Raw genomic sequence first — 25,438 nt, forward strand, 5'->3', positions numbered from 1 at the left:
TCGGGACCATCGAGACAGGAGGAGAATATGGAAAAAGATCCAAAGAAGGAAGGCAAACTTACTACTGAAGCAGGAGCTCCAGTAGTAGACAATCAGAATTCAATGACTGCCGGTCCCCGTGGACCGATGTTGCTTCAGGACGTCTGGTATCTCGAAAAACTCGCCCACTTCGACAGAGAAGTAATACCCGAACGGAGAATGCACGCAAAGGGCTCCGGTGCCTTCGGGACATTCACCGTAACCCACGACATAACGAAGTACACGAAGGCGAAGCTCTTCTCGGAAATTGGCAAGAAGACGGACATGTTTGTGAGGTTCTCCACGGTTGCAGGGGAGAGAGGCGCCGCCGATGCCGAGAGGGACATCAGAGGTTTCGCGATGAAGTTCTATACGGAAGAAGGGAACTGGGATCTCGTCGGCAACAACACACCCGTCTTTTTCCTTAGAGACCCTCTGAAATTCCCCGATCTAAACCACGCGATCAAGAGAGATCCGAAAACAAACATGAGAAGTGCGAAGAACAACTGGGATTTCTGGACATCACTTCCAGAAGCGCTTCATCAGGTCACCATTACGATGAGTGACAGGGGAATACCTTACTCCTACAGACACATGAACGGTTACGGTAGCCATACCTTCAGCATGATAAACGCCGAAAATGAAAGAGTCTGGGTGAAGTTCCACTTCAAGACACAGCAGGGTATCAAGAATCTAACCGATGCCGAAGCCGAGGCAATAATCGCAAAGGACCGCGAAAGCCACCAGCGCGATCTATTCGAAAGCATCGAAAGGGGCGACTTCCCAAGATGGACCATGTACATTCAGGTAATGACTCTTGAACAGGCCGAAAAGATGCCCTACAATCCCTTCGATCTTACAAAGGTTTGGTACAAGGGAGAGTTCCCGTTGATAGAGGTTGGTTACTTCGAGCTGAACAAGAATCCCGAGAACTACTACCTCGACGTCGAACAGGCCGCGTTCAATCCGGCGCATATCGTTCCCGGCATAGGCTTCTCACCGGACAAGATGCTGCAGGGAAGGCTATTTTCCTACGGCGACGCCCAGCGATATCGACTGGGAGTCAATCACGATCAGATTCCCGTAAACAGACCACGAAATCCTTACAACAGCTATCACCGTGACGGTCAGATGAGGGTGGACGACAATGCTGGAAGCACTCTGGGTTATGAGCCCAACAGCTACGGCGCCTGGGTAGAACAGCCGGAATTCAAGGAACCGCCTCTGAAGCTTTCCGGTGCGGCAGACAACTGGAATTTCAGAGAGGACGACGATGATTATTACACTCAGCCAGGTAAGCTTTTTAACCTGATGACTCCCGAACAGCAGCAGGTCCTCTTTGAAAACACGGCAAGAAACATGGGCGACGCTCCTAAGGAAATAAAGATAAGACACATCGGAAACTGTCTAAAGGCCGACCCAGCTTATGGAGCAGGTGTAGCGAAGGCGCTCGGTATCTCTCTGAATGAAGTAGAGCAATAAGCAACAAATTTGGTTATATGAGAGGCAACTCGTGAGACTGAAAAGGATTCTGCTCTTAATTGCAGGATCTCTGTCCCTCTTTCTTGGAATAACGGGAATAATTCTTCCTTTGCTGCCAACAACACCCTTTTTGCTGTTGGCGGCATTTTGCTATTTGAGGAGCTCTAAAAAGCTATATAGATGGTTGATCAGTCACAGGCTCTTCGGCGCATATATCTACAGCTATCTCCATTTCAGAGCCGTCAGGAGGAGAGCGAGGAACCTTGCGCTTCTATTGCTTTGGTCTACTCTCACTTTGACAATGATACTGATATCCAATACTGCCGTCACGCTTATCCTCGTCGGAGTTGGCGTAGCCGTATCCATTCATCTATTGAAACTGAAGATACTGACAGCCGAGATGCTTGAAAAAGTTAGGGAGGGCCTAAAGAATCCAGAGATTATCGACAAATACCCCGGCTCAAATGACTGAGGCAACTCCAGATAGCCGTTGTTTTTTCAATTTGAAAGGTCTTCGAGAGATTTGAAGACTTTTCGGGTCTTCAAGATAGGGCAGGCATATACTGTCTGATCAACTTCCAGATAACGAGGGTCTTTCAAATCAGCATTACGGTCTTTCAAATCAGCATTACTCTCCGGAATCACGAATCTCTTCGAGAGTTCTACCGGTCTTTACCGAATCCGGTTCGGTGGCTGTCGGATTTCTCCGCGCATCGGCCTCTTCGTCATTCATCTTCACTAGAAGCCATCTGGCTTTGCTGCCTTTACCGGTTCTTATGAGAGCATACCCGCCTCTAAGTTTACGGCCTTCGAGCCATATCGTGATATGCCCGTCTTCTATCTGCTTCGACAGAGGATTCGATTCAGGGTCTTCCTTCAGATTTCTGTAGCTTCCCCGGTCCCATAGAAGGACCGTGCCTCCTCCATACTCGCCTTCGGGGATATTCCCTTCGAAGTCTCCGTATTCAAGGGGATGGTCTTCCGTTGGAACGGCGAGCCTCTTTTCCGATGGATCGGTTGAAGGACCTTTTGGAACGGCCCATGACTTGAGAACTCCATCGACTTCTATTCTGAAATCGTAGTGAAGCCTCGAAGCAGCATGCTTCTGAATGATGAATACTGGCCTCTCATTTGACCATTCAATAGAGGCCTCTCTTCCGTCCGGTTCCGATGTCTTGCTGAAATCTCTCTTTTCCACGTATTTATCTAGTTTCTCTTCTCTTTCTTTAACTGTTCACCTCCTGACATGGCAACGTATGTGAAAGCTGAAGTACCACACCATTGAACAGAGGATATTCGGCTTAATTATACCAGCCGGAGATCGGCTGTTTTCCAAAAACCGAAGCTTCAACAATTCGTGCTTTTAGTATTTTCAGCCTATGATAAGGGTTATGGAACAAGATCTCTGATCTTCCCGTCGTCTTTCATCTTTCTGGCGAGATAGATGAACGGTGTGTCTAGAACGGCAACGACCCATTTCAGAATATAAGTGGACCAGAATATCTGCCACCAGACACCTGCCGAAAAGACTCCCGCAAAGGCTATGACAGTGAAGACAGCCGTATCTATCAATTGCGAGATCATTGTACTCGCGTTGTTCCTTATCCAGATGTGCCGTTTCTCGGGGAACCTCTTCTTCCAGAAGTCGTATGCCCAGACGTCGTGCAGCTGAGAACACCAGTATGCGGCAAGGCTCGCAAGAGCTATACGGGGAAGGAGACCAAATGCCACAGAAAGGTGTTCTTGAGAAAAGTCCGAAGGGTGGGGCTCGAAGGCGAGCGCAATCTGCATTATCACCGTAACGGATATTAGAGAGAAGAATCCGATATAGACCGCCTTCCTGGCCTCTTTCTTTCCGTGGTTTTCCGATAGGATGTCTGTAGCGAGAAAAGAGGTCGCATATACGATATTCCCGAGCGTGGCGGCCATCCAGAAGAGAGAGACTGTCTTTATAACCTGAACGTTAGCTATTATCGCGGCAATAGCTACCCATACGTAAAGGCCCGTCTTTCCCCACCATCTGTATGCTATGGTAATCAAAGCGAAGTTCACTACCAGCATCACAAACCAGAGAATCTCATTCATCTATATCTCCTTCTTCATATGATCTTGGAAACTTAGAAGTTCCCTTTCGCATTTTATCGTATAAAAGCCCTTCAAACCACTCCTGGATGTTTCGTTTGATCTCATATGGAATTGCATCTGATAATAGAAGAAAAAAGCACAATTAGAAGCGGAAAGAGGTCACTGCAACTAGGCCGGACGGGGCGTCAAGAAAACACCGTTACCATGAGAATTTCGCGCTTTCCTGTATATTCCTGCTTACAGTCTATACGGAGCTTTGGGATGAGCAGTTCAATCGCGGCTGGCAAGATTCGTTGATCTCGGTTCGTCGGAGATCTCCTCGATCTCTTCCAGTTTTTCGTTTACCTCGGCAAGTGCTTCTATCTCCCTGACTTTTGGGAGCAGCCTGCTTTCGAAAGAGCCCACACCGTCATTGTAGGCCCTTACGGCGTTTTTGAGATGGCCCTGCAATCTGCTGTAATGGGAAAAAAAGACCCCAAATCTCTCATAAAGTTCCTTAGAGGCTTGAACGAGACGCTCGGCATTTTCTGTAAGACTGTACTGCTGCCATCCATATGCGACGGACTTTAGCAAAGCAACGAGATTTACAGGAGAGGCGATCAAAACCTTTCTTGAAACAGCATATTCGAAAAGTTCAGGATCTGCGAGAAAAGCGGCGTTGATTGCCGACTCCAGAGGAACGAACATGACAACGAAATCGGCCGTTCTACTGAAGGCCTCAGAGTATTTCTTGCCGGCAAGCCTGTTGACCGTATCGCGGACATTCTTCGCGTAGTTACCCATGAGATGCTTTCTAAGAGATTCGTCTTCTTCTTCCAGCGCGGTCAAATAACTGTCCAGCGGCACTTTGGCATCAACGGGAATGAAGGCGTTATTGGGCAGCTTCACTATCATGTCCGGTCTACCGTTATCGATAGACTCCTGTTCCACAAAGTCAACATGTTCGGTCATCCCACTGAGCTCAACAATGCGTCGAAGCTCTATCTCGCCCCAACGGCCGCGTGTCGATCTGTTCCTCAAGGCGCTCTTGAGATCCGTTACGCCCTGTCTGAGGTCGGTGTTGGCTTCGGAAAGCATCTTCAGCTGTTCTTCAAGAGCTTTATAAGCTCCTTCCCTTTTCGATTCAAGCTCTTTAACATTTTTCTCGAGCTTTTCGAGATTGTCTCTTACAGGGCTGACAAGGCTCTCGAAATCCTTTTTCTGGCTTCCCCAGTCTTCTTTCTGGAGTTTCAGAAGGCCAGAGAACTTGTCGTTTGCCTGTCGAATGAAGTTTTCAGTACTGGAATTCAAAACGTCCGAGGAAATCGCTTTAAAAGTTGATTCAAGTTCCTCCTTCGCAGAAGTCAGCCACTCGAGCTTCTCATCTCTATCCGAGACATCCCTTTCGAGATCCTTAAGGCTTAGCTGTAGCTCCTGATTCTTCTTGATGCTCCGGGATAATCTTCTAACTGATGCAATCGCGAAGAGAAAGGAGATCAGTGTAACTATCGACAGAATTATCAGGGCGATAAGCATACTTAACCCTCCATCCGTAACGAGACGGTCTATCCGCCATCAAATAAAAACCATACAAAACAAATAAACGAATGAATACCTAAATATTATAACAATTCGTCTCGCTGCCGTCAAAACAGGCTATGAAGCTTGAAAGAGATTGAGCGGGAAATCATTCATGTTTTTCGTCTTCTCCAGAGGTTAAACGCCGATCCCCATCGACACAAATAACCAGTGAATCAATCAAGAGACGAGTCTTCTTGCCAGTTCGACTGCTGCCGAGCTGTCTGGAGAATAGCCGTCTGCCCCGATTTCTTCGGCATAGGTCTGGCTGACAGGGGCCCCGCCTATCAAGACCTTCACATCGTCACGAATTCCTGCCTTCTTAAGTTCTTCAATCACTCTGGGCATATTCAGCATGGTGGTTGTCAACAGGGCTGAAATCACAAGAATATCGGGCTTCGCACCCTTGGCTGCCTCAACGAACTCTTCGGGCTTCACATCGACACCTAGATCGATTATCTCGAAGCCCGCTCCCTTGAGCATCATGCAGACGAGGTTCTTTCCAATATCATGGAGATCTCCTTCTATGGTACCGGCGACTACCTTCCCGATCTTCTTGACCCCTCCGCTTACAAGAAGCGGCTCTATAAGGTCCATACACTGGTTCATCGCTTTTGCGGCAACAAGGACCTCGGGAACGAAATACTCGCCCTCCCTGAAGAGCTTCCCGACTTCGTCCATACCCGGGATAAGCGCACCATCAAGGATTTCCTTCGCGCTGAGTCCTTCCGCGAGAGCCTCTTCAGTGGCTACCTTTGCCTCTGCCGGCATTGTCTCGATTATCGCCTTCCTTATCTTCTCCAGACTTTCCATCTTCAACCTCCCGTACAGTTTTCAATATTCAAAGAGCAAGGCATAAAAAACGTAAATCCGAAAGATTTCTTCAACGCCTTTCTCCAAAGAGTCTATCTATTACCTTTTTCACGGTAGTGACGCCGCTTATTCTGTGGACCTCGCTTCCGCAGAAGGCGAACCCGTTTTCCAGATCTCCCTTGCAGGCATTCAATAGTGCCTCCGCAATGCAGTAAGGCGCTTCTTTATAATTACATGTCTTTATGCATTGATAGGCGCACTTGAAGGGCTTTCTTTTACCATTTTCGACATCCTCTATGAACTTGTTCCTGATTGCTCTTCCTGGCATTCCCACGGGACTCTTGATTATCGTGACATCTTCGCTGCGCGCATCGACAAATGCCTGCTTGAACCTGTAGTCTGCATCGCACTCTTCCGTGGCAACAAAGGCCGTTCCCACTTGAACAGCAGAAGCTCCCAGCTTGAAGACTCTCTCGACATCATCTCTGTCAAATATGCCCCCGGCAGCTATAACAGGTATATTCTTCCCAGTATCAAGTTTTACTCTATCAACAAACTTTCTAATTTCAGGTAACGTCTTCTCCAGCGAACTCTCTTCGGAAAAAATCTCCTCGACTCTGTATCCGAGGTGGCCGCCCGCCTTAGGTCCCTCCACAACGAAGCCGTCGGGGACGTATCTGTACCTGCCAAACCATCTCTTGAATATTACGGTCGCGGATTTCAGAGATGAGACCACAGGAATGATGGCCGTCTCCGATCCTTCTTCGAGATAAGAGGGAAGATCTAGAGGCAGTCCTGCGCCTGAGACGATCACGTCTATCTTCTCCTTCACGGCCGTTGCCACCATCTCTGCGTAGTTTGTGAGGGCCACCATTATGTTGACTCCCAAAACCCCTTTTGTCTTCTCCCTTGCCCTTCTTATGGTATTCCTGAGGCCATCGATGCTTGCCTGCCTGAAGTTGCTTCTGTAACCTTCAACCGTCATACCTATACCTGCCGTTCCAATGACCCCTATTCCACCTTCATTAGCAACGGAAGCGGCCAGGTTGTCCAGAGATATTCCTACGGCCATTCCTCCCTGAATTAGCGGAAGCGATGTTTCATGATTCTTTATCTTGAAGACTTCTATGTCGTCACATCCTCTCGATGCCTAAAGTGTGCATGATTCATAATAACCTAATTTGATGACCAAACTATTCTACTTTGAAAAGAATTCGATTAAGTCGTCTGCCGATTACTCTTTTATCCATTTGTACTATCCTTACTCCGATGAAAGATCGCAGAGAAACCCGTGAATCTCCACCATCGCCAGTGTATCCATCCTGCAGTACTCAAGCATATCTCTTCTTATTTTTTCTATCTCTGACTCTCTGTAATTTCCAAGAGCCATGTTCACGAAAACATATCTGGCATCGTCACCGTTGTGTATAAACAGTCCCTCATAACCAACACCTTTCACTAGCGCAGGAAGAAGCCTTTTGATCGAGAAGCTTCCGCCGAAGTCGGGATGATATATGTGGTTTTTCACAAGGAGTTCTGAATCTACAAACATCTCCGAGAAGGATATGAGCTGTTCTGAAAGCTCCGGAAAATCTTTGTATCTGTTAGACAGCCATCTCAGAATATTCCTCTCGACGGAAGCATGGTGTGCCATAAGTGTTCTGCAGTCCTTGAGGTCTTCAACCAGCCTTTCGGCTAGCAGAAGACTCTCATCCCTCGAAGGATTGTCGAAGAGAAACTCCCTGTGTTCCAGGACGTCCGAGACTTCCCTTCGAATGTGCAGTGAATACTGATAAGGAATACCCTCGTAGGGAGCCAATCCATCGTACAGGGGGATGACTGAGGCGGCGGTCTCGAAATCGAGATAACCTATTGGATACTTGAAGCTGTTCAGTTTTTCTCGCAGTTCTTCTGGTTCGTCAAACACAATCCTTCCTTCTTTAGCTCCGCGAAAGACCCTCTGCAAAAGGGGTTTGTCGCCGAGTGCCTCTCGCGGAAGCTCTTCTAGATAGAAGTATCCCCTTTCGATCAAAGCATCTGTCTTGTCGGCACCCAGTCTGGGAAGCTCAAAGATGCTAAGCTTCCTTTCCAGGCCGAAGCATCTTCTAAGATGCTCGCAGTCCCTGCATTTGTATCCCAGCGAACCGGAAGGGATCAATGTTGAAGTCAGGATAACTGAGGCAGGTTCGAGTTTTGCCTTTATCTCACTTTTCTGGGCAGAGACCTCGTTTGTTACATCTATGATCTCAAAGAGCTTCCGGTCCTCGTCGCCCTTGCGATACATCCTTGAGACCATTATCAAGCAGGCTCTATTGACTCTGTGACCCAAGCTTTCTATGACAGATACCGTGTAAGAAAGATCCCTTATGTAGTCCTTTGTGTTCGATGAACCGGCAAGGCTGGACTTGACCTCGAAGACATCCAGTGACTCGCCCTCTTTTATCACAACATCGGCCCTTGAGACGAAATCGCCGCTGATAAAGGCAGGTTCAAAAAGAGTTACGGATTCCCTATCGCCGATAATCCGTTCGGTTATGAAGGATGCCTCAAATGGATCCAGTTCCTCTATCAGAATACCTTCGGGAAAGAGACTTCTAGCCCTTCTGCCGACATCGAGGCCTTCTTTCATCCTGAAATCTTCTGCAATGGTCGGCCTGAATTCCCGGGGCTCATTCCTCTCTATCCATCCCCTGACAGGGCAGTAATCGTACTCTAGAAAAATCTTCTTAGTAATAAGTCTCATCTGGCTTCACCTCGAGGCATGAAGAGAGTTGAATGCGGGACATCAGACTCATCTCATGATGATTATAACAGTACCGACAGGTCCGATTTTCAAGCCTTGTTTCGAGCCTTCATCTTTTCCACAACTGCAGGTACGCATTCGTCGAGGCTTTATTTGAGATATGGATTGATGCTAGAATGCTTTTGATGAATACCCGATACACTTGAATCTGATCGGAGCTTCCGAAGTTTTGAGCCTTTGAAAAAAATGGGGGGATCTAGTTGAAACCGGCACCCGATTTTTCAGTGATTCTGGACGTCTTCAGGCGTAACGGAGAACCTTGCAGAGTTCCTTTCTTTGAACTCTTTGCCGACGATGAAATAATGGAAGAAGTGATGGGCTACAAACTGGTCAAAGTAGAAGAAGATTCCGACAGGTACTTCGACCAGCTGGTCGGTTTCTACGATGAAATGGGATATGACTATGTTCCCTTCTATCAGGCTCCCCGCTTTCCCACTCCCGATTACATCCATGGTGAGGACACGGCCACTTACAGGAGAGAGAGCAGGAAGTGGATGAACGAAAAGGGTGGGCCGATTAAGACCATGAAAGACCTCCAGGAATCGGACTGGCCGAAGCCAGAGGAAGCTGTTGATTTCGACCTTTTCCGTAAGCTGGGAGACCACCTTCCGGAAGGAATGAAAGTAGTTGGAGGGGCTTCCGGTGGCCCATTTGAGCACTCCAGCTTCCTGATGGGTGTCGAGAATCTCTCTATGGCCGTTTACGAGGATCCCGAGCTGGTCAACACTCTCAACGAAAAGATCGGCAATGTTCTGGTCGGAGCCGCGAAGATAATCTCTTCGATGGAATGTGTAGGCGCCTACTGTTTTGGAGACGATCTGGGATACAAGACATCGACCATCTTCTCTCCGAGACATCTCAGAAGACTGGTCTTCCCCTGGTACAAAGAGATAGCGAGTGTGGCACATGCAAACGGTAAACCCTTCGTCCTTCATAGTTGCGGAAACTTAACCACTGTGATGGACGATATAATAGACGCCGGAGTCGATGCAAAACACTCCTTTGAAGACCAGATAATGCCTGTTCCCGAAGTGAAGCGAAGATGGGGCAAGAGAATTTCGATCCTCGGAGGAATAGATGTTGATTTTCTATGCCATGCCTCCGTCGAGCAAGTCAGGAGTCGGACACTCGAGACTCTCGAACAATGTGCTCCGGGAGGCGGGTATGCTTTGGGTACGGGCAACACCGTCGCCAACTACATCCCGGTGAAAAACTATCTCGCAATGCTGGAGGCCGGAAATGAATTCAACTCTCGCTAGATACTTTGAACCGGTTTCCGATTCGGTTGGTTCATGGTAGAACGCGAGAAAAACGTCTCGGTTTTGAAAGGCATACCTTTCGAAATAAATGAGGCTTCGCTTGGTGAAAGCCTGCGTATCAGAGCCGGTTCTGAGGAAGAGGCTGCTTTCAAAGAGCTCGTCGAGAAAGCCCGTGAGACTGCAAACCCAAAGGCAATCTACAGAACCTGCTTCGTCGACAGCGTTAACGGCGACGAAGTTACGATAGACGGGGTTCGCTTCGAGAGCCGTCTCCTGTCGAAAAAACTCCATTCGGTGGGCAGAGTCTTCCCATTCGTCATAACTTCCGGACGAGAACTTTACGAGTACCCGCTCGATCGTGCAGACTTTCTCAAGATCTTTCTCTGGGATAGCTTGCTGGAGCACGTACTCCATGAGGCAGCCGGATTCATGAGAAGGGAGATTTCAAGGAACAACCTGATCGAGAATCTAGTCTGGATGTCTCCGGGTTCGGGAGATGCGGAAATCTGGCCTTTGCAGCAGCAGAAGGAGTTGTTTTCCTTGATTGGAAATGTGAAGGAGGAAATTGGGGTCGAGCTGAAGGAATCTCTTCTCATGATTCCGACGAAGTCGATTTCGGGGATCGCCTTTCGATCCGAGAAGGATTACAGGAGCTGCATGGTTTGCAGAAGGGTTAACTGTCATTACAGAAGTGCCCCATATGATGAGAAGCTGAGAAACTCCCTTGAATAGAATAGCCAAATCTCGTCGCCAGGAAAGAGCCCGCTGCAGCGGAGCTATCGAGTAAAGGGATAGACCATATGGAATCGAGGATACAGATGAGGAGAGAAGATAGACAATGAAAGAAGCTGTGCATAAGGTCATATTCCTGCCTTCGCAAAGAACAGTGACGGCAAAGAGAGGCGAGCTTCTGCTCGATGTTTTGAGAAGGGAGTCGCAGCCAGTAAGTGCCGTATGCGGAGGAAGGGGAAACTGCGGAAAGTGCAAGGTCCTTTTAGATGAAGGAAGCGAGGCCTTCCCGCCGACCCTTACCGAGGCAAGACTTCTGACCCGAGACGAGATTGCGGCCGGATACAGGCTGAGCTGCCAGTTCAAAGTCATGACCGATGTCAGAGTCAAAACGGAGGATCCGGAAGTGGATTCTGCAGTTTCCAAGCCGTCTCTTCCTAAGATCATGATACGAGAGATATCCCCACAGGTTAGGCTAGAAGAGTTTTCTCTTTCAAAGCCGGATATCCATGACCAGGTTTCAGACTACTCAAGACTGATCAGTGCTCTCGTTACAGAAAGACCACGGATTGACAGACTGAATCTTCTTAGAAACCTTCCCCGCATCATAAGGGAGATGGATTACAGAGGCCGGGCCGTCATGTACGGAAGCGAAGTAATAGACATACTACCTTTCTCTGACGAAAGTGGAATCTTCGGTGTCGCTATCGACATCGGCACGACAACTATCGCAGTTTACCTGGCGGATCTCAAGTCGGGAGAGATTCTTGCTGTTCGATCTGCCCCAAATCCCCAGTCTTCATATGGCCAGGATGTCATTTCCAGGATAGATTACACTATGAAGAGAGATAAGGGAGTCGATGAACTGAGAGCGGCAGTTCTTACCACACTGAACAAGCTGATCGACGATCTTTGCAGAGAAAGCGAAGTATCGAAGGAAAGGATCTACGACACTTCGATAGTGGGAAACACGACGATGATCCATATTCTTCTCGGAATAAGCCCCGAGAGAATCGCCTCATCACCTTTCATACCTGCATTCACCGGAGGAAAGGTATTCGAATCACGGGAACTCGACCTGGAAGAGTCCATTCCAAGTTCGAAAATCTACATAATGCCTGGAATCTCTGCCTACGTAGGCTCGGATATAACGGCCGGTATTCTCTCGTCGGGATTCGTCGAAGATTCCGGCAACGTTCTCCTCGTAGACATCGGAACCAACGGAGAGATGGCCCTCAAAAGGGGCGACCGAATCTTCACCTGCTCCACCGCGGCAGGTCCGGCATTCGAAGGAGGCAACATAAGTCAGGGGACTATTGCCAGGTCGGGAGCGGTCGATCATGTGTGGCTCAACGGAAGAGATATCGGGTTCAGTACGGTGAATGGGTCGAAGGTCTCTGGAATCTGTGGTTCGGGATTGATAGACGCGATTGCCGTGATGATAGGTGCGGGTATTCTTGGCGAATCGGGACGAATCAAAGGAGAGTACTTCGAGCTTGAAGGCCCTGCGGGCATAGTGCGTATAAACAAGAGAGACATTCGTGAAGTGCAGCTTGCAAAGGCAGCCATTCGAGCGGGAGTATCCGTTTTGATGGACCGGGCAGGCATCGAAACGCGAGACATCGACAGGATTTTGCTGGCCGGAGCCTTCGGGAACTACATCGACCCCAAGAACGCTCTGCGAATAGGCATGCTTCCCAATGTCCCAGTCGTAAGAGTCTGGCCCGTCGGAAATGCGGCCGGTCTTGGGGCAGTTCTGGCAGTTCTGGACAGCGGAATTCGAGAGAGAGCGGAAGATCTTAGCAACAACATATATTACGTTGAACTATCTGGCAGAAAGGATTTCAACGAGATTTTCGTTGACAATCTTGCCTTGAGGGAGGGATAAGCAATGGCCTTCAATAGATCAATCATACCTTTGCTCGGCGCACCGGGCGCAAGACTGACGGAAACGACGCTCAAAGAGAATCTAACAAATGCGGAAATCCAGTTTAACTCTCTGGCCAAGATTATGGATGAGTTTCAGCCAGACGGAATCTTCTTCATGATGGACCTAACGGTCGAGGCCGAGGCGTTGGGACTGGAAGTCGGTTTCCCCGAGGATGACAATCCCTACGTAAAGGAACATCCAATAAAGGGACCGGCCGAGCTTTCCTCAGTAGTGAACTCCTGGAGGGGAGTGTCCGGGAGAATGGGGGTCTTCGCAGAAGTTGCAGAAAAAATGGCAAGAGAATTGCCGGGAAAGAGGGGCAGCTACGTTATCGGTCCACTCAGCCTAGCAGGAGAACTCGTTGGGGTTACAGACCTCTGTATGAAACTGATAGAAGATCCGGCTTTTGCAGAGAGCGTAATAGATTTCTGCTCAAGGGTTGTAAGTGAATACTCGAGAGCGCTAATCGACCACGGCGCAGATATGATAGCAGTGCTTGAACCGACGGCGGTACTTTTGTCTAAGAGACAGTTTAAACGTTTCGTACTTCCGTATTTTGAAAGGCTAAGATCCGACCTTTCAAAACCTTTGATTTACCACATCTGTGGAGACACGGAACACATAGTAGAACCTATGGGCGCCAGCGGCGCCTACGGATTGAGCCTTGACAGCATGGTGGACCTGAAGGCTGCAGCGGAGAGAGTTCCCGAAGATGTTTTTCTTATAGGCAACATAGATCCGGTTAAGGTCTTTCTTCAGTCAAATGAAGAGGAAGTCGAAAGAGAGACTGCAATACTTCTCGAGAAAATGAAGGCCGTTCCCAACTTCATCTTGAGTTCAGGCTGCGACATCCCACTGGAGACCCCTCCAGAGAACATCTCCGCCTTCTTCAGAGCCGGCAGGAATTATCGTTCGTAACAGAACGTCTCAAGTCTAGAACAAGAGCAGTTTCTTCAGCGGGTATTATCGGAACCGTATTCGTATGCGCACTCGAAAAGTCTGAAGATCTTCTCGGGTGGCACTTCGGCCTGAATGTTGTGGATGGGAGAAAAGACAAAGCCTCCCCCCGGAGAAAAAATGTCGATGCGGCGGCGAATATCCTCCTCAAGGTCCTTTAGTGTTCCGAAAGGCAGGACGTGCTGTGTATCGCATCCCCCTCCCCAGAAGACGATATCTCTTCCGAATTCATTCTTTAGCCTTTCCGGCTCCATATTCTTCGCGTTGGTCTGAACCGGATTCAGTATCTGAACACCGACTTCTATGAAATCTGGTATGAAGGTGTAGACTGACCCGCAGGAGTGAAGAAAGATGAAAAGATCGGGTTTCTTCCTGTGAATGAAGTCGCACAGGGTTTTAAGTCTAGGTTTGAAGATAGATCTGAAAATTCGTGGCGAAATCGCGGTGTTCTCCTGGGTGCCGTAATCGTCGCCGATCTGAATAATATCTATATCGTCTCCCAGGGCGGAGAGATACTTCTCCAGATCTACAAGATAGGTCTCGAGAAGCCGGTCAAGAAAGAACTCCATGAGAGACCGATCGGTAATGAGCCTCTCCATGAACTCCTGGTACCCGAACATTGAATGGCCGGCCTCAAGGAAGTTCCCCCCGAAAGCCCCGATCACGGCGCAGTCTGTTGATTCGCGTATTCCCGTGAGCTGAGCCTTCAAAAACTCGATTTCCTCGCCGGTCAATCTTGGCAAAACAAGGGCCGAGATCTCCTCTTTTCTCCCGGCATGGGCCAGGGGAAAGTAACTCCTGTCGAAGTAGTGGCCGCCTCTGGGCATTGTCGCGACTTCGACACCGTCCCTCTCGATTACGAGTGAACCGTCCTCTTTCACTTTCGGGTCGAATCCATCTGGAAAGAGGTATCTCGACCCATCATCGAAGATGTCTCGCCCGTTCCAGGAATCGATTCGAGTTCCAAAGCCTCCATTCAGTCTCTTGAGTTCGATCGCATCGGAATGGACTTCTCTCCTGATCTCCTCATCTACAAAGGCAAGCATCTGGTGAACATCAAAAACCCTTACTGGAAGATCACAGTAACCAAGATAGTCGGCGAGTTTTCTGTAAGCCTTGACATGAATGCCGGTCGACCTCATTCCTCCCAGATCGATCGGAACTCTGTCTGATTCAGAATGTCTCATTGCAGAGACTATTCTTTCCCTAGATGTCACTTTAGTCTCCTTGGCCTCTAAGTCTACCGTTTGTCAGTTTGGTGTTGGCTGTTTTCACATCTCTTCCCTCTCAAGGATACGCTCATTGTAGAGGAGTTCCGTGTAGTTGTTCAAGAGTTCTCTGGAGTGGTCCACAATTTGGAAGGGATCTCCGCCTTTCCACATTCTGGTTGCCAGGACGGGATATCGTTCTGGTAACTTTCTAAACTTGAAACTCTCCTGCAGCCCTTCGAAGTAGTCATGATTAACGTGAGTACAGTTCAGAAGGCAAAGAGCGGTTTTCATTTCTAGCAGGGTCTCTATCACTGCGCAGTAAATATCCTCGTATCTCTTCCTTGCGATGCAGGAGAAGATTCTCCCGCACGACTCGAATACGAGCTCCGAGAGATTCTCCTTCAAAGCCCTCCTGAACTTCACTTCAGGAACACGGCAAGCGAGATCATAATACTGCTCGGGCTTCGATGCATCGCCCTCCAGTACGACAAGGTTCTTTACGAGTCCAGCATAGAATGGCCATTCAACTCCCGGTTCCTCGAGTATTCCGCAGAGTTTCTTTTCAGTTATCGAATTTGTAGTGATCGGGACCAAGCCTTCCAGAAAGGCTTTCTTGGGAACCTCTTCCCTTGTTATCATAAGCATTTCTAGGTCGGACCAGTGAGTATCGGTCCCTCTTGAGGTGGAACCATACAGGCAGAAGCAAATCAGATTATCCTTCATCTCTCTCGAAAGCCTCCCGGAAATCTCCAGAGCCAGGTTGTACCTCTCCTCATGTGTCAAGTGATCTCCACCTTCTTATTCTCCAAAACCGTCCTCTCTGAGATTTCTTCACAGATCATAGACTGTTAAGGAGGATTTCTTTCGGATTGTCATGGAGAAGCCGTTCCGCGATTCTTACCGCCTGTGAAACAGTAAGAATTCTATCTCCTATCTTCTCCGCAAGAACCCGGGCGATGTTTTCTCTCGCGATCTTTAAATGTCCGTAGATCGCGTCAACGATTGCATAGTCCCCGCCAAAACCGGATATCTTGTTGAACGGCACCAAGTCCAGAAAATTGCTCAAAGCGTTCCGTGCAGAAACTGGCGATATGATGTGAGACCAGCACATGTCGATGAAGACGTTTGGATAGGTCTTGGCAAGGGCCGCAGTTACTCCCCAGTAAGGATATCCTATGTGAAAGAGATCAAATTTCACGCGCGGATATTTTGAAAAGAGATTTTCCAGTAGTTCGGGATTAGAATTGCTCAGTATTCCACGATTGCCTTCGAGAAGCCCGGTGTGAAACTGAATGAAAATACCCCGTTCATTTGCCGCTGAAAGTATGTGATGCATCACATAATCCTGCACTATTTCGGGAATCAAGAGGCCTCTGTTACGATCGGGACCTCTTCTTCCCCTTTCTTCAAGGGCCTTACGAAACGCAGTTGCGGCATCGTCTAGACTAACTTCTTCGAATCTAATCGGCCTGTGATAGGCCAGAACGCTCTTCAGACCGACGATGCCGTTCGAAATATTCTCGTCTAACTCCAATTCGAAGACCTCGAGCCAGTCTTTGAGCGATCTGATTTCTACTGCATAGGTCTCCTCCAGCCAACCAACTATATCGAATTCCGGAGGCATAGGAATTATGTAGTTTTGTGGCTGCCAGACCCTTCTGAAAAGGCTCCTGTCACACTCGAATCGGCCGGTCCATGGATCAATTATCGCGAGTTCTATGTTACATAAATCCTTCAGGATCTCTTTCAAGTGTCCCGGTCTGTTTGCCTCCCCGAACTTCTTTCCTAGCTCCTCTATTGTTGAACCCCTTATTCCGTCGATCCCGTATATCTCTCTTACCGAATCATCGAGCGCCCTGCCGTAACCGGTGTGCCTGCAGAACTCCCAGTGACGTTCGATAAGTTCCCATCGCCTGACTAGATCCCTCTCACTATCTCTAGCGACGGCCAGAACCTCCGGGTCGAGCCCCGAAGAGAGCAGGTCGGAGCTCATGTAGTGAATGAGAAACTCTTGAAGAACATCGTTGCGCCCCTGGAGCAAATCTTCCGAATGGACCAAGTGTTCATGTGTGTCGATCACCGGAACCTGCCTTATGTAATCTAGGATCTCTTTATAGTCTTCCATTTTCTTTCCTGATTCCATATCTACGGATTGCTGAAGCGACGATCCTGTTAATGAGATCTTCGTAGCTCCACCCTCTGGCTTCGGCCATCTTAACGATATCGGAGTAGTCCGGTACAAGAAGAGGAAGGGAATTGACCTCCAGGAAGTAGATCTTACCTTCGTCGTCGATCTTCAAATCGATACGACAATAGTCTTTTAGGTCAAGCACCTGGAAGACCCTCATCGAAAACTCGCTTACAACCTTTTCCTCTCTCCTTGAGATCTTTGCAGGGCAGATGTAATTCGTCTCGTCACCGTGGAACTGTTTCACCCTGTAGGAATAGAAGGTTTCAAGGTGATCTGGCAGTGACGAAAAATCTATTTCCATGATCGGGAGGACTTCACTGTTAACAATCCCGACGGTGAACTCCCTTCCTTCAATGAATCTCTCAACAAGAGCGGCCTGTTCAAATCTCTCGTGAATACGTGAAACCGCTTTCTGCATGTCATCAACGCTTTCCACAACCGAGTCCTCCCAGATACCCTTTGCGCCGCCTTCCTTAACGGGTTTGACAATCGCCGGACTGAACGGCAGGCTGTCGGCAGTTTCTCCGGGACGTACCGAAAAGAATTCGGGAGTGGATATTCCATAGGCCTTCATGATTAACTTTGTGAGCGTCTTGTTTATACAAAGAGCGTTGGCCGTAGTGCCCGAACCGGTGAAGGGTATGCCCAGAAGATCCAGCACGGCCGGAAGGTGGACCTGTCTCTCTGTATCGCCCATACCGGTAGCGAGATTGAATATGAGATCGGTACCTCTAAGTCCGCCGACAGCATCGATCTCAAATGGTTTCGAATCAACTTCGAAACTCTTCTCGAGTGAGTTCACAACACTATTGACCATCTTTTCATGATGAAGATCGAGCGGCGTGTCATGAACGACAGTAATTCTCATAACATTCCTCCTTGGTATATCTCAGAATTATCACTACAAAAGAATTATACATACTCCAGATTTTCGACTTCTAAATGAGTATCAGTATTAGGGAAATCCCGTCACGAAGATATGGTGGACTTCTATATGTGTTACTGATAAAGCGCATCGCCTTAAGTAGTAACGTTTAGTATTTCTTCCCTATCGAATTCTCTGGCAACGGCAAGCGCCCTTCCTCTGTACCAGATGGAAGATCTCCCCTGCGCCCTGTCTCTGCCGACAATTCCAATAGCCATTGAATTTACGAGATAGCGAATCTTCTCTCTACCTGACGATGCCTTGATCGGCCCGTCACGAAACCATGTCCTCTCCTGCGTCGAGTCACTCAGTCTTCCCTTCCACAAGGCAAAGTTGCATGATGGGACAAGAACTGTATCACAGCCCGCGGCATCCAGTTTCTCTATTTCGCTATGAAAGAACATGTCGTAACAGATTGCAATACCAATCACTCCTATCTCCGTGTGCACGACGTTATGTTCTTGTTCCCCTCTGGAGAAGATAATGGAACTCTCGGCCTCAGTGAGATTGTGTTTTAAAGCCCTCGCTACAACCTTTCCCGAAGGGTTGTAGAAGTAGGCGAGGTTGTAGAGCTTGCCGTTCCGGATGAATCTCCCTTTTTCCGATTCAGTGTCGACAACCGGCAGCAGGATCGAAGGCGCTAGAAGATAAGTACCGAACTCCTTTGCAATGCCTTCGAAGACATCATGATAGTAGGCTTCAATCTCAAGAGCATCTTTCAGAAAGGCCTTCTTGAAGGGATTGAAAGAAAGCCCCATATTCTTGATCGCATATTTGACAAGAGTCTTTGCCGTCGTCTCCTCAAAGCTCAGCTTCCTGAAGGATGGGTAGAGAAAGGTCGCAAAAAACTCCGGGAAGACCACAATGTGGTTCCTTCCCTTCCATGTCAGAGAGGCCTCGGCTATATAGTCCCTCATCTTTCTGCGAAATACCTCTTCTCCAAATGAATCCTGATCGAACCAGACCTGTATTGCAGTAAGATCAGTGTCTTTCATGACGCGAGCTTAACAATGATCAGAATTAGACCAATAACCAATAAGATCGGCAGGAAAACAACTACCAGACCTGCTATTGCAAATATTACTATCATTATCACTCCCACGCCGGCCACAATCATTATCAACGCAGGGAAGAACCTAATCGCAAGATAAAGCAGGAACAATGCGCCGACGATGGCTAGAAAAGTGTTCAAGAGATCACCTCCGTTCACTGGTCATTGACAGTATAACGCATAGACTATATAATTCTCTAGGCAATGAAGCTTGCCTTGGAGAACAGTCCTCCAGAACCGCCACCAGCTGATAGCTTCTACCAAATTCGCAGTCTGGTTCTGCTTGACTCTGGAGGAACATATGATTCTAAGCATCTCCCTTATAGTGATTCTCTCGATCGCAGTACTTTCACTCTTTGAAAGAGTTCGTCTTCCCGGTCTTATAGGCCTGGTATCGCTTGGAATAGCTTTGGGACCCGGTGTAATGAATCTAATCGACGAATCATTGCTCTCAATTTCCGATGAAGTCCGGCTGCTAGCACTAATAGTCATACTTATGCGAGCCGGTCTCGGATTGAACCGGAGAATTATCAAGAAGATAGGGCCCCCGGCTCTTCGTCTTAGTTTTCTTCCCGGTCTCTTCGAAGGTTTCTCAATCATGGTAGTGGCTCACTTCCTGCTGAATCTCAGCCTCATTCAAGGCGGAATGCTAGGCTTCATAATTGCGGCGGTGTCGCCTGCGGTAGTAGTTCCCGAGATGCTAAGACTGAAAGAAAGGGACTTCGGAAAGAGAAATGAAATACCTTCTACAATTCTAGCGGCAGCTTCAATAGACGACGTCGTGGCCATTACACTCTTTACAGTGTTTTTGGGAATTGAAGGAGGACAGGACGTCAGTATCGGAATGTCCTTTCTTATGGTGCCAGTAGAGATTATTCTCGGCATATCTCTTGGCGCGATAATTGGGTTCCTCTTCAGCTTGCTGTTCAAGAGATTCCATATTAGGGACACTAAGAAGGTTCTCTTGATCCTATCTGTTGCATTCGTTTTCCATAAACTCGAGGAAGTACTCCCGGTAGCAACTCTCCTGGGAGTGATGGCGATAGGTTTTGTACTTAGAGAGAGACTTCCGGTAGCCGCCGACAGGATTGCGGGGAAGATGGAGCGAATCTGGGTTGTCGCAGAAATATTCTTATTCGTTCTGGTTGGCGCAAGTGTTAACGTAAGTGCGATAGGCGACTCATGGCTTATGGGACTGCTCGTAATTCTACTTGGACTCATATTTAGAAGCGCAGGAGTTCTGGCGGCCACTCTCGGTTCGAAACTGGATATCCGCGAAAGACTCTTCTGCATGATTTCCTATCTGCCCAAAGCCACTGTTCAAGCGGCGGTAGGAGGAATTCCCCTTGCCATGGGAGTCGCTTATGGAGATGTAATACTTTCAGTATCAGTTCTTTCGATTCTGGCAACGGCTCCTCTTGGTGCCATTGGCATAAGACTTGCTGCAAGAAGATTCTCGAAAGGCAGTTGAGAGAACAGATTCCGTTTTCTCTTCGACTCTCTTTCTCAGTGAGTGCAAATGTTAAGGCTATTTTCGATCCAGTGAAGTCGTTTGCTACTCTTGACCTCGTTTCTGTTTCAGACCCAAAAGGAAACCTAAACGGCTGCCTCCTGTTTTCTATCCTCTGCTGCGTCCTTGTGCCGAAGTTATCTCCGTCCAAGAGAAGGTTAGCTCACAATGAGCCCCTAGTAACTGATGTGAATTTCCAGAGCGGTATTCGAATTTATTGAGTGGAATTATCTTCAGAGACTCCCCTGTTCTTCCAGTTGACAACCACTATACCGGCCGAAACCAATACGAGGGCAAATGCCATGTACGAATTTAGGGCCTCTCCCGGAATAAAGGCTGCCGAGAGAAAGACACCGGCCACCGGGATCACGAAACGAAACATAGTGATCTCACCTGCTTTGTGAAAGCTGAGAATCGCGTACCATAAGGAAAAGGCTATAGCCGAAAGAAGCATAGAATATACCAGAAGGAGATTTCCCTTCAGTGTGAAAACAAGCGAATCCTCTTTCAACCCGGGAAGGCCGGAAATCAGGAGAAGAAAGCCGCCGATCGAAAGCTGCCATCCCGACACGAGAAAGGGAGATCGGTTTGCTGACATCCATTTGGCATACATGGTGCCGAATGCACCGATAGTCGCCGCGATCAACATGAATCCGTCGCCCAGAAATACGAAGCTCAGAGTGAAGCCGACTTCAAAATTTGCAAGGAAAACACCGGCGAATCCCAGTATCATACCAAGCGTCTTTTTCCAGCTCAAGCGGTCATTCTTGTATATGTAATGGGCAAGAAGAATAACTAGAAAGTTCTCTCCGGCCATTATTATCGAAGACTTCATACCCGTTGTGTAGCTCAGCCCGTTATAGAAGAAGAAATATAGCAGAAAAGTCTGCAGTATCCCGAGCGCCAGCAAATGGAGGTAGTCTTTCTTCGCGAATCTTGTTCTACCCTTTCTACCAAGGGGTATTGAAAGCACGAGCACCATGATACCGGCCCCCAGAAATCGAATTCCCGCAAAGACAAGTTTGGCTGAAACGTCGTCCGGAGCTATAGACATTTCCTCGTAACTTAGTTTCAGCACGGGAAAAGCACTGCCCCAGAGAATAGAGCAGAATACCGCGGTCAAGGCCGCCATCCACTTCTTTTTCAAAATATCCATGTGACTAGTCTACACTAAAAGGAGGATCACAATCGGACTATTCAGTAGATGCCTTAATGATACCTAACTGAATTATGTTGAGCAATATATTGCTTTTGGAGACGCTAGTACCTGCAACTTCAATCTCTGAGATCTCAGAATCCAAAATAGGGACAAAGAGAGGTTCTAGATTTCGCTTCCAAAAGATGTATTATCTACAGTTATCCAAATCCTTTTTTTGAGGCCTTTCACTTTAAGCCGCATCGAAAAATACAATGCTCGCGAGAATATACATATTCTTCTCAGACAGGGCAACAAGATGCGATCACTTCGCTACACGTAGTCGTTCGATGCCTTCCTCGAATCACGTGAAGCAAATTCTGCATTATTCACCCATGAGCTTGACAATCCAGAGATCGTATTCTCCATTATTCTCTGTAAGATTTCCATCATCGGAATTCGAATAACCAAGAACGACATAGTCATTATCATCAGTCTGTATTACGGAAGTTCCATAATCATCTGAAGTGCCTCCGAGACAGCCTTCCCATATTATCTTTCCCAAAGTTGAAAGTTTTATGAGCCATACATCGAAACCATCCTTGTGTCCTGAAACATCACCATCGGCTGATTTTGTACTTCCCGCTACTACGTATCCTCCGTCCGCGCTCTGAAACACTGACAGAGCAGCTTCGGTGTCTGTTCCTCCTAAGGCATTCTCCCATTCGATTGAACCAGTCTGATCCAGTTTCAGAATCCATGCATCACCGTATCCGTGGTACCCGCTAACGTCACCATCATCTGATCCAGTCATTCCCGCCACAATATAACCTCCATCCGAGGTCTGCATGCCGGAATATGCAGAATCTTCCATGCTGCCGCCAAGAGCCTTCTGCCATTCAATGGTGCCATTGCTGCTAAGCTTCACTATCCACATATCTCCATAGTAAGTGTCGTGAGTACCGGATACGTCTCCATCATCTGAATCTGTCTGACCGCAAAGTAGATATCCACCATCTGTAGTTTGATGTATCGAATTACCGTATTCATCGCCGCTGCCGCCGAGACACTCCTGCCATTCTATTTCGCCGGTCTCATCCAGCTTGACTATCCACAAGTCGCTGCCACCATTGTTGAAAGCAATGTCGCCGTCTGAGGATGACGTATTGCCTAAAACGGCAAACCCGCCGTCAACGGTCTGAATAATCGATCTGAATATATCGCCATTGTTCCCACCCAAAATCTTCTTCCAGATTATTCCGCCAGTCTTATTAATTTTTGCGATCCATGCATCTCCGTAATTCACTGCCTCTTGCTCGAAATCATTACTGTTTATGCTGCTTGAGAAGGTATTGCCGCATAATATGAAGTTACCGTCCGATACCTCTTTAATCGATCTGCCATAGTCGAGATTACTTCCCCCGATGCAGTTCTGCCAGCTAAGCCAACCATTTGGATTGACCTTCGCAATCCATGCATCCCCGTTTCCATGATTGCCACTTACATCGATGTCATTAGAAAGTGTATGTCCCAATATAATGAAGCCTCCATCATATGTCTGACAGATCTCGTTTGAAGAGTCGTTTTTTGTACCGCCCAGACTTCTCTGCCACATCCCTGGAGGAAGAACTTCCTGGAAAGACGCATGAATCGTGTGGTCTGCCATGACATGATAGAAGACATACGAATCGATTTTCCCTACCGATGAACCATCGACAACGACATCCTGTATCGCATAGCCTTTGCTGGGACTAATCGCAAATGACTGACCCCAGCCCTGAAATACAGTTACCTCCCCTGAGGGTGTTATTGTGCCACCGACTCCGGCCGAGGCCGTTATCGTATACGTTTTGATGAATCTGGCAAATATCGTGTGGCCCGCCGTCACATTCTCGAATTCATAGATCGCTACCGGTCCTATAGAGAGTCCATCGACTTCAACATCTTCTATGGCGTAACCCTCGTCCGCAAATATGTTGAATACCTGGTTACCACCTTGAACCACTTCGATATCTCCAGACGGAACAATTCTACCGCCGGCTTCTGCACCAGAAGTAATTGTATGTGTAACGGGCTTGAACTCTACGTGGAGATAATGATTCCTTTCTACGTTTTCAAATGTGTACTCCGTAAGAGTTCCCGCGGATAGCCAGTCAACTATTACTTCATCTGTGTACCAGTCACTTCCCGGAATAATATCGAAAGTTATGTCCTCTCCCAGTTCGACCAGCACCTGCTCTGAATAACGTTTCTCCATCTCGAAGGTTCCCTGCTTGTAAAGGTCTCTACCTTCGCGAACCGTGTAGTTGCCCGAAATGGAAGTCTCTTCAACAGTACCGTCGAAACTGAACAGGTAGTCTTCGACTCCGGGCAGGCTCGATTCCACGGTGAAACTGAACTCTACATCGCCATCTTCATTAACTGAACCTTTCAAAGCAATATCGTGAGGCCCATTATCGACAGCTGCTATCCCTCCAAACTTACCTTCATCCTGCATTTCTATGGCGATAACGAATCCTCTGTCTTCATTTATTCCCCATTTCATGGTTCCGTCCCAAATCCCCTTCAAATCTTCGTATGAAGAAAAACGGAAGTCTTCTGAGTCATTGACCATCTCAATAGAGTCACTAGTATTTACAGAACCATTACCGTTCCAGGAAAGAGTTATCGTGAATTCACGGGCAAAGTGTGCTGTCAGTTCTCTGTCTTCAGTAATAAGAAAGCTGTAGCTTTCGCTTTCATCAACTTTAGAAAGATCCTCTGTCCAGTACATGAATCGCCAGCCTTCATTCGGAGTTGCAACTACGGTCACCTCGCTCCCATGGTCGAACAATCCGCCTCCACCAACTATCCCTCCGATTTCGGGCGTGGCCTCGACTGTAACTTCGTGGCTCGTTCTGACAAAATTCGCGACGAGTGTTCTATCCCTTTCGGCTAAAAACTCGTAAACCGGATTCTCGCTTTGTTCAAGACCCGACTCGGTCCAGCTGACAAACTGCCAATCCTGGTTCGGAGTAGCGATTGCAGTAACCGGGCTTTCGTGAGAATACTTTCTACCGCCACTTACCTGTCCACCTTCTGCAGGGTTTGCAATAAGAGTTATGAGATGCTGATTCTTTTTTGCACAAGAAGATAAGGTTAGGAGTATTACCAGCAGTGTGATAATCAATACGTGCTTCGTCATGTTTATCCCTCCTCAAGCTTCCAGAAAGCCGCACAACAATCTGTGTTAGATGGTTCCTGGCTATCTGGCAGACAAATGTGACCTTGAAGCTTTCAATCGAGGGATCCAAATAGAAGAACTGGAGAGAAAAAGGCCTTCCTAATAGATTTGACACCTACAGTATATCAGCAGTAAGCCTCAATACAATGGAAGTGAATCGGATTTCTCCACACCCATAGTAGTTTTATAATTTGATTCTTTACTGAAAGACTCTACAAGAAGTCCCTTTTCACATGTGTCACACAAGATAATGACTAGAAAAAAAGGACTATTGAAGAGTTGAACTTTTATGAAAATTGAGATCAACCTTAAGTGAGAACTCATCTTTCACTGATTAGAGAAGAGGATACGACGACAATACGCGCTGTTGTTTCTGAATTTCCTCTGATGGAAAAGTCATTTGAGGTTGAAAGGCTAGGGAATACGGGCTACTTCATACAAGATAAGAGACTTGCCGACTTCCTGCAATAATCTGAGCAAGTTGCAAAGGTAAGAACTGTACTTGAAAACAAACGAACACGCATTTGACAAGATACTTTCCTTGATTGGAGCAGCCTAC

21 protein-coding genes and 1 riboswitch are annotated in these 25,438 nt (G+C 47.7%); of the genes, 7 read left to right on the forward strand and 14 right to left on the reverse strand.

Annotated features, from left to right (window positions below; genetic code table 11):
- Window positions 1-27: 27 nt before the first annotated feature.
- Together Y697_RS10355 and Y697_RS10360 are read left to right on the forward strand one after the other, a co-directional pair.
- Window positions 28-1,500 carry a catalase gene (locus tag Y697_RS10355; RefSeq protein ID WP_121551542.1) on the forward strand — a complete coding sequence of 491 codons (1,473 nt, stop codon included), beginning with the start codon at window positions 28-30 and terminating at the stop codon, window positions 1,498-1,500.
- Between the two features lie 31 nt (window positions 1,501-1,531).
- Window positions 1,532-1,972: a YbaN family protein gene (locus tag Y697_RS10360; protein WP_121551543.1), complete on the forward strand. Its 441-nt coding sequence runs from the start codon at window positions 1,532-1,534 to the stop codon at window positions 1,970-1,972.
- A gap of 156 nt (window positions 1,973-2,128) precedes the next feature.
- Here Y697_RS10360 and Y697_RS10365 read toward each other — a convergent pair whose 3' ends face one another.
- The 6 genes from Y697_RS10365 to Y697_RS10390 form a co-directional block, all read right to left on the reverse strand.
- A complete protein-coding gene (locus tag Y697_RS10365; RefSeq protein ID WP_121551544.1) occupies window positions 2,129-2,698 on the reverse strand; it encodes a DNA polymerase ligase N-terminal domain-containing protein in 570 nt (189 codons plus the stop codon).
- A 191-nt stretch (window positions 2,699-2,889) separates the two neighbouring features.
- Window positions 2,890-3,585, reverse strand: coding sequence for a queuosine precursor transporter (locus Y697_RS10370; RefSeq protein WP_121551545.1), 696 nt, complete (start codon window positions 3,583-3,585; stop codon window positions 2,890-2,892).
- A 270-nt stretch (window positions 3,586-3,855) separates the two neighbouring features.
- Window positions 3,856-5,100 (reverse strand): DNA recombination protein RmuC, encoded by a 1,245-nt coding sequence (locus Y697_RS10375; protein WP_121551546.1) that lies wholly within the window; start codon window positions 5,098-5,100, stop codon window positions 3,856-3,858.
- 222 nt (window positions 5,101-5,322) lie between these two features.
- Entirely contained in the window at window positions 5,323-5,955 is a 633-nt protein-coding gene (locus tag Y697_RS10380) for a corrinoid protein (protein ID WP_121551547.1), read from the reverse strand.
- 70 nt (window positions 5,956-6,025) lie between these two features.
- Entirely contained in the window at window positions 6,026-7,084 is a 1,059-nt protein-coding gene (locus Y697_RS10385; RefSeq protein WP_121551548.1) for a nitronate monooxygenase family protein, read from the reverse strand.
- A 132-nt stretch (window positions 7,085-7,216) separates the two neighbouring features.
- A complete protein-coding gene (locus Y697_RS10390) occupies window positions 7,217-8,698 on the reverse strand; it encodes a DUF2779 domain-containing protein (protein ID WP_121551549.1) in 1,482 nt (493 codons plus the stop codon).
- Window positions 8,699-8,958: 260 nt separating this feature from the next.
- Between Y697_RS10390 and Y697_RS10395 the strand changes: the two genes are divergently transcribed.
- The 4 genes from Y697_RS10395 (at window position 8,959) to Y697_RS10410 (ending at window position 13,594) form a co-directional block, all read left to right on the forward strand.
- A complete protein-coding gene (locus Y697_RS10395) occupies window positions 8,959-10,017 on the forward strand; it encodes a uroporphyrinogen decarboxylase family protein (RefSeq protein WP_121551550.1) in 1,059 nt (352 codons plus the stop codon).
- Window positions 10,018-10,050: 33 nt separating this feature from the next.
- On the forward strand, window positions 10,051-10,749 hold the full coding sequence (locus Y697_RS10400) for a vitamin B12 dependent-methionine synthase activation domain-containing protein (RefSeq protein WP_121551551.1): 699 nt from the start codon (window positions 10,051-10,053) through the stop codon (window positions 10,747-10,749).
- Between the two features lie 106 nt (window positions 10,750-10,855).
- Window positions 10,856-12,634 (forward strand): ASKHA domain-containing protein, encoded by a 1,779-nt coding sequence (locus tag Y697_RS10405; protein WP_121551552.1) that lies wholly within the window; start codon window positions 10,856-10,858, stop codon window positions 12,632-12,634.
- Window positions 12,635-12,637: 3 nt separating this feature from the next.
- Window positions 12,638-13,594, forward strand: a complete 957-nt coding sequence (locus Y697_RS10410) for a uroporphyrinogen decarboxylase family protein (RefSeq protein WP_121551553.1) — start codon at window positions 12,638-12,640, stop codon at window positions 13,592-13,594.
- Window positions 13,595-13,629: 35 nt separating this feature from the next.
- Here the strand turns inward: Y697_RS10410 and Y697_RS10415 are convergent, their stop codons facing one another.
- The 6 genes from Y697_RS10415 to Y697_RS10440 form a co-directional block, all read right to left on the reverse strand.
- A complete protein-coding gene (locus Y697_RS10415) occupies window positions 13,630-14,850 on the reverse strand; it encodes a uroporphyrinogen decarboxylase family protein (protein WP_121551554.1) in 1,221 nt (406 codons plus the stop codon).
- Window positions 14,851-14,904: 54 nt separating this feature from the next.
- Window positions 14,905-15,627: a hypothetical protein gene (locus Y697_RS10420; RefSeq protein ID WP_121551555.1), complete on the reverse strand. Its 723-nt coding sequence runs from the start codon at window positions 15,625-15,627 to the stop codon at window positions 14,905-14,907.
- 55 nt (window positions 15,628-15,682) lie between these two features.
- On the reverse strand, window positions 15,683-16,969 hold the full coding sequence (locus tag Y697_RS10425; RefSeq protein WP_121551556.1) for an amidohydrolase family protein: 1,287 nt from the start codon (window positions 16,967-16,969) through the stop codon (window positions 15,683-15,685).
- Complete coding sequence (locus Y697_RS10430; RefSeq protein WP_121551557.1) at window positions 16,956-17,903, reverse strand: ATP-grasp domain-containing protein; 948 nt, start codon at window positions 17,901-17,903, stop codon at window positions 16,956-16,958. Before Y697_RS10430 ends, Y697_RS10425 begins: the two co-directional genes overlap by 14 nt.
- A 152-nt stretch (window positions 17,904-18,055) precedes the next feature.
- Window positions 18,056-18,955: a nitrilase-related carbon-nitrogen hydrolase gene (locus Y697_RS10435; RefSeq protein WP_121551558.1), complete on the reverse strand. Its 900-nt coding sequence runs from the start codon at window positions 18,953-18,955 to the stop codon at window positions 18,056-18,058.
- Window positions 18,952-19,152 carry a hypothetical protein gene (locus Y697_RS10440; RefSeq protein ID WP_006490100.1) on the reverse strand — a complete coding sequence of 67 codons (201 nt, stop codon included), beginning with the start codon at window positions 19,150-19,152 and terminating at the stop codon, window positions 18,952-18,954. The genes Y697_RS10435 and Y697_RS10440 overlap by 4 nt, the downstream gene beginning before the upstream one ends.
- A 50-nt stretch (window positions 19,153-19,202) precedes the next feature.
- Window positions 19,203-19,278, forward strand: a riboswitch (Fluoride riboswitch).
- Between the two features lie 34 nt (window positions 19,279-19,312).
- Here Y697_RS10440 and Y697_RS10445 point away from each other — a divergent pair.
- Complete coding sequence (locus tag Y697_RS10445; protein ID WP_121551559.1) at window positions 19,313-20,482, forward strand: sodium:proton antiporter; 1,170 nt, start codon at window positions 19,313-19,315, stop codon at window positions 20,480-20,482.
- Between the two features lie 253 nt (window positions 20,483-20,735).
- Here the strand turns inward: Y697_RS10445 and Y697_RS10450 are convergent, their stop codons facing one another.
- Window positions 20,736-21,677, reverse strand: coding sequence for a DMT family transporter (locus tag Y697_RS10450; protein WP_121551560.1), 942 nt, complete (start codon window positions 21,675-21,677; stop codon window positions 20,736-20,738).
- 364 nt (window positions 21,678-22,041) lie between these two features.
- Window positions 22,042-24,840: an InlB B-repeat-containing protein gene (locus Y697_RS10455; RefSeq protein WP_121551561.1), complete on the reverse strand. Its 2,799-nt coding sequence runs from the start codon at window positions 24,838-24,840 to the stop codon at window positions 22,042-22,044.
- Window positions 24,841-25,438 lie beyond the last annotated feature (598 nt).

Source organism: Mesotoga sp. BH458_6_3_2_1, from assembly GCF_003664995.1.
In the GTDB taxonomy this organism is placed as follows: Bacteria; Thermotogota; Thermotogae; order Petrotogales; family Kosmotogaceae; genus Mesotoga.

Excerpts from the sequence above, each read along its gene's own strand:
- Y697_RS10355 (WP_121551542.1), top strand. The coding sequence starts at position 28 with ATGGAAAAAGATCCAAAGAAGGAAGGCAAACTTACTACTGAAGCAGGA.
- Y697_RS10370 (WP_121551545.1), bottom strand. The coding sequence starts at position 3,585 with ATGAATGAGATTCTCTGGTTTGTGATGCTGGTAGTGAACTTCGCTTTG.
- Y697_RS10375 (WP_121551546.1), bottom strand. The coding sequence starts at position 5,100 with ATGCTTATCGCCCTGATAATTCTGTCGATAGTTACACTGATCTCCTTT.
- Y697_RS10380 (WP_121551547.1), bottom strand. The coding sequence starts at position 5,955 with ATGGAAAGTCTGGAGAAGATAAGGAAGGCGATAATCGAGACAATGCCG.
- Y697_RS10390 (WP_121551549.1), bottom strand. The coding sequence starts at position 8,698 with ATGAGACTTATTACTAAGAAGATTTTTCTAGAGTACGATTACTGCCCT.
- Y697_RS10400 (WP_121551551.1), top strand. The coding sequence starts at position 10,051 with ATGGTAGAACGCGAGAAAAACGTCTCGGTTTTGAAAGGCATACCTTTC.
- Y697_RS10405 (WP_121551552.1), top strand. The coding sequence starts at position 10,856 with ATGAAAGAAGCTGTGCATAAGGTCATATTCCTGCCTTCGCAAAGAACA.
- Y697_RS10410 (WP_121551553.1), top strand. The coding sequence starts at position 12,638 with ATGGCCTTCAATAGATCAATCATACCTTTGCTCGGCGCACCGGGCGCA.
- Y697_RS10425 (WP_121551556.1), bottom strand. The coding sequence starts at position 16,969 with ATGGAAGACTATAAAGAGATCCTAGATTACATAAGGCAGGTTCCGGTG.
- Y697_RS10430 (WP_121551557.1), bottom strand. The coding sequence starts at position 17,903 with ATGAGAATTACTGTCGTTCATGACACGCCGCTCGATCTTCATCATGAA.
- Y697_RS10435 (WP_121551558.1), bottom strand. The coding sequence starts at position 18,955 with ATGAAAGACACTGATCTTACTGCAATACAGGTCTGGTTCGATCAGGAT.
- Y697_RS10445 (WP_121551559.1), top strand. The coding sequence starts at position 19,313 with ATGATTCTAAGCATCTCCCTTATAGTGATTCTCTCGATCGCAGTACTT.
- Y697_RS10450 (WP_121551560.1), bottom strand. The coding sequence starts at position 21,677 with ATGGATATTTTGAAAAAGAAGTGGATGGCGGCCTTGACCGCGGTATTC.
- Y697_RS10455 (WP_121551561.1), bottom strand. The coding sequence starts at position 24,840 with ATGACGAAGCACGTATTGATTATCACACTGCTGGTAATACTCCTAACC.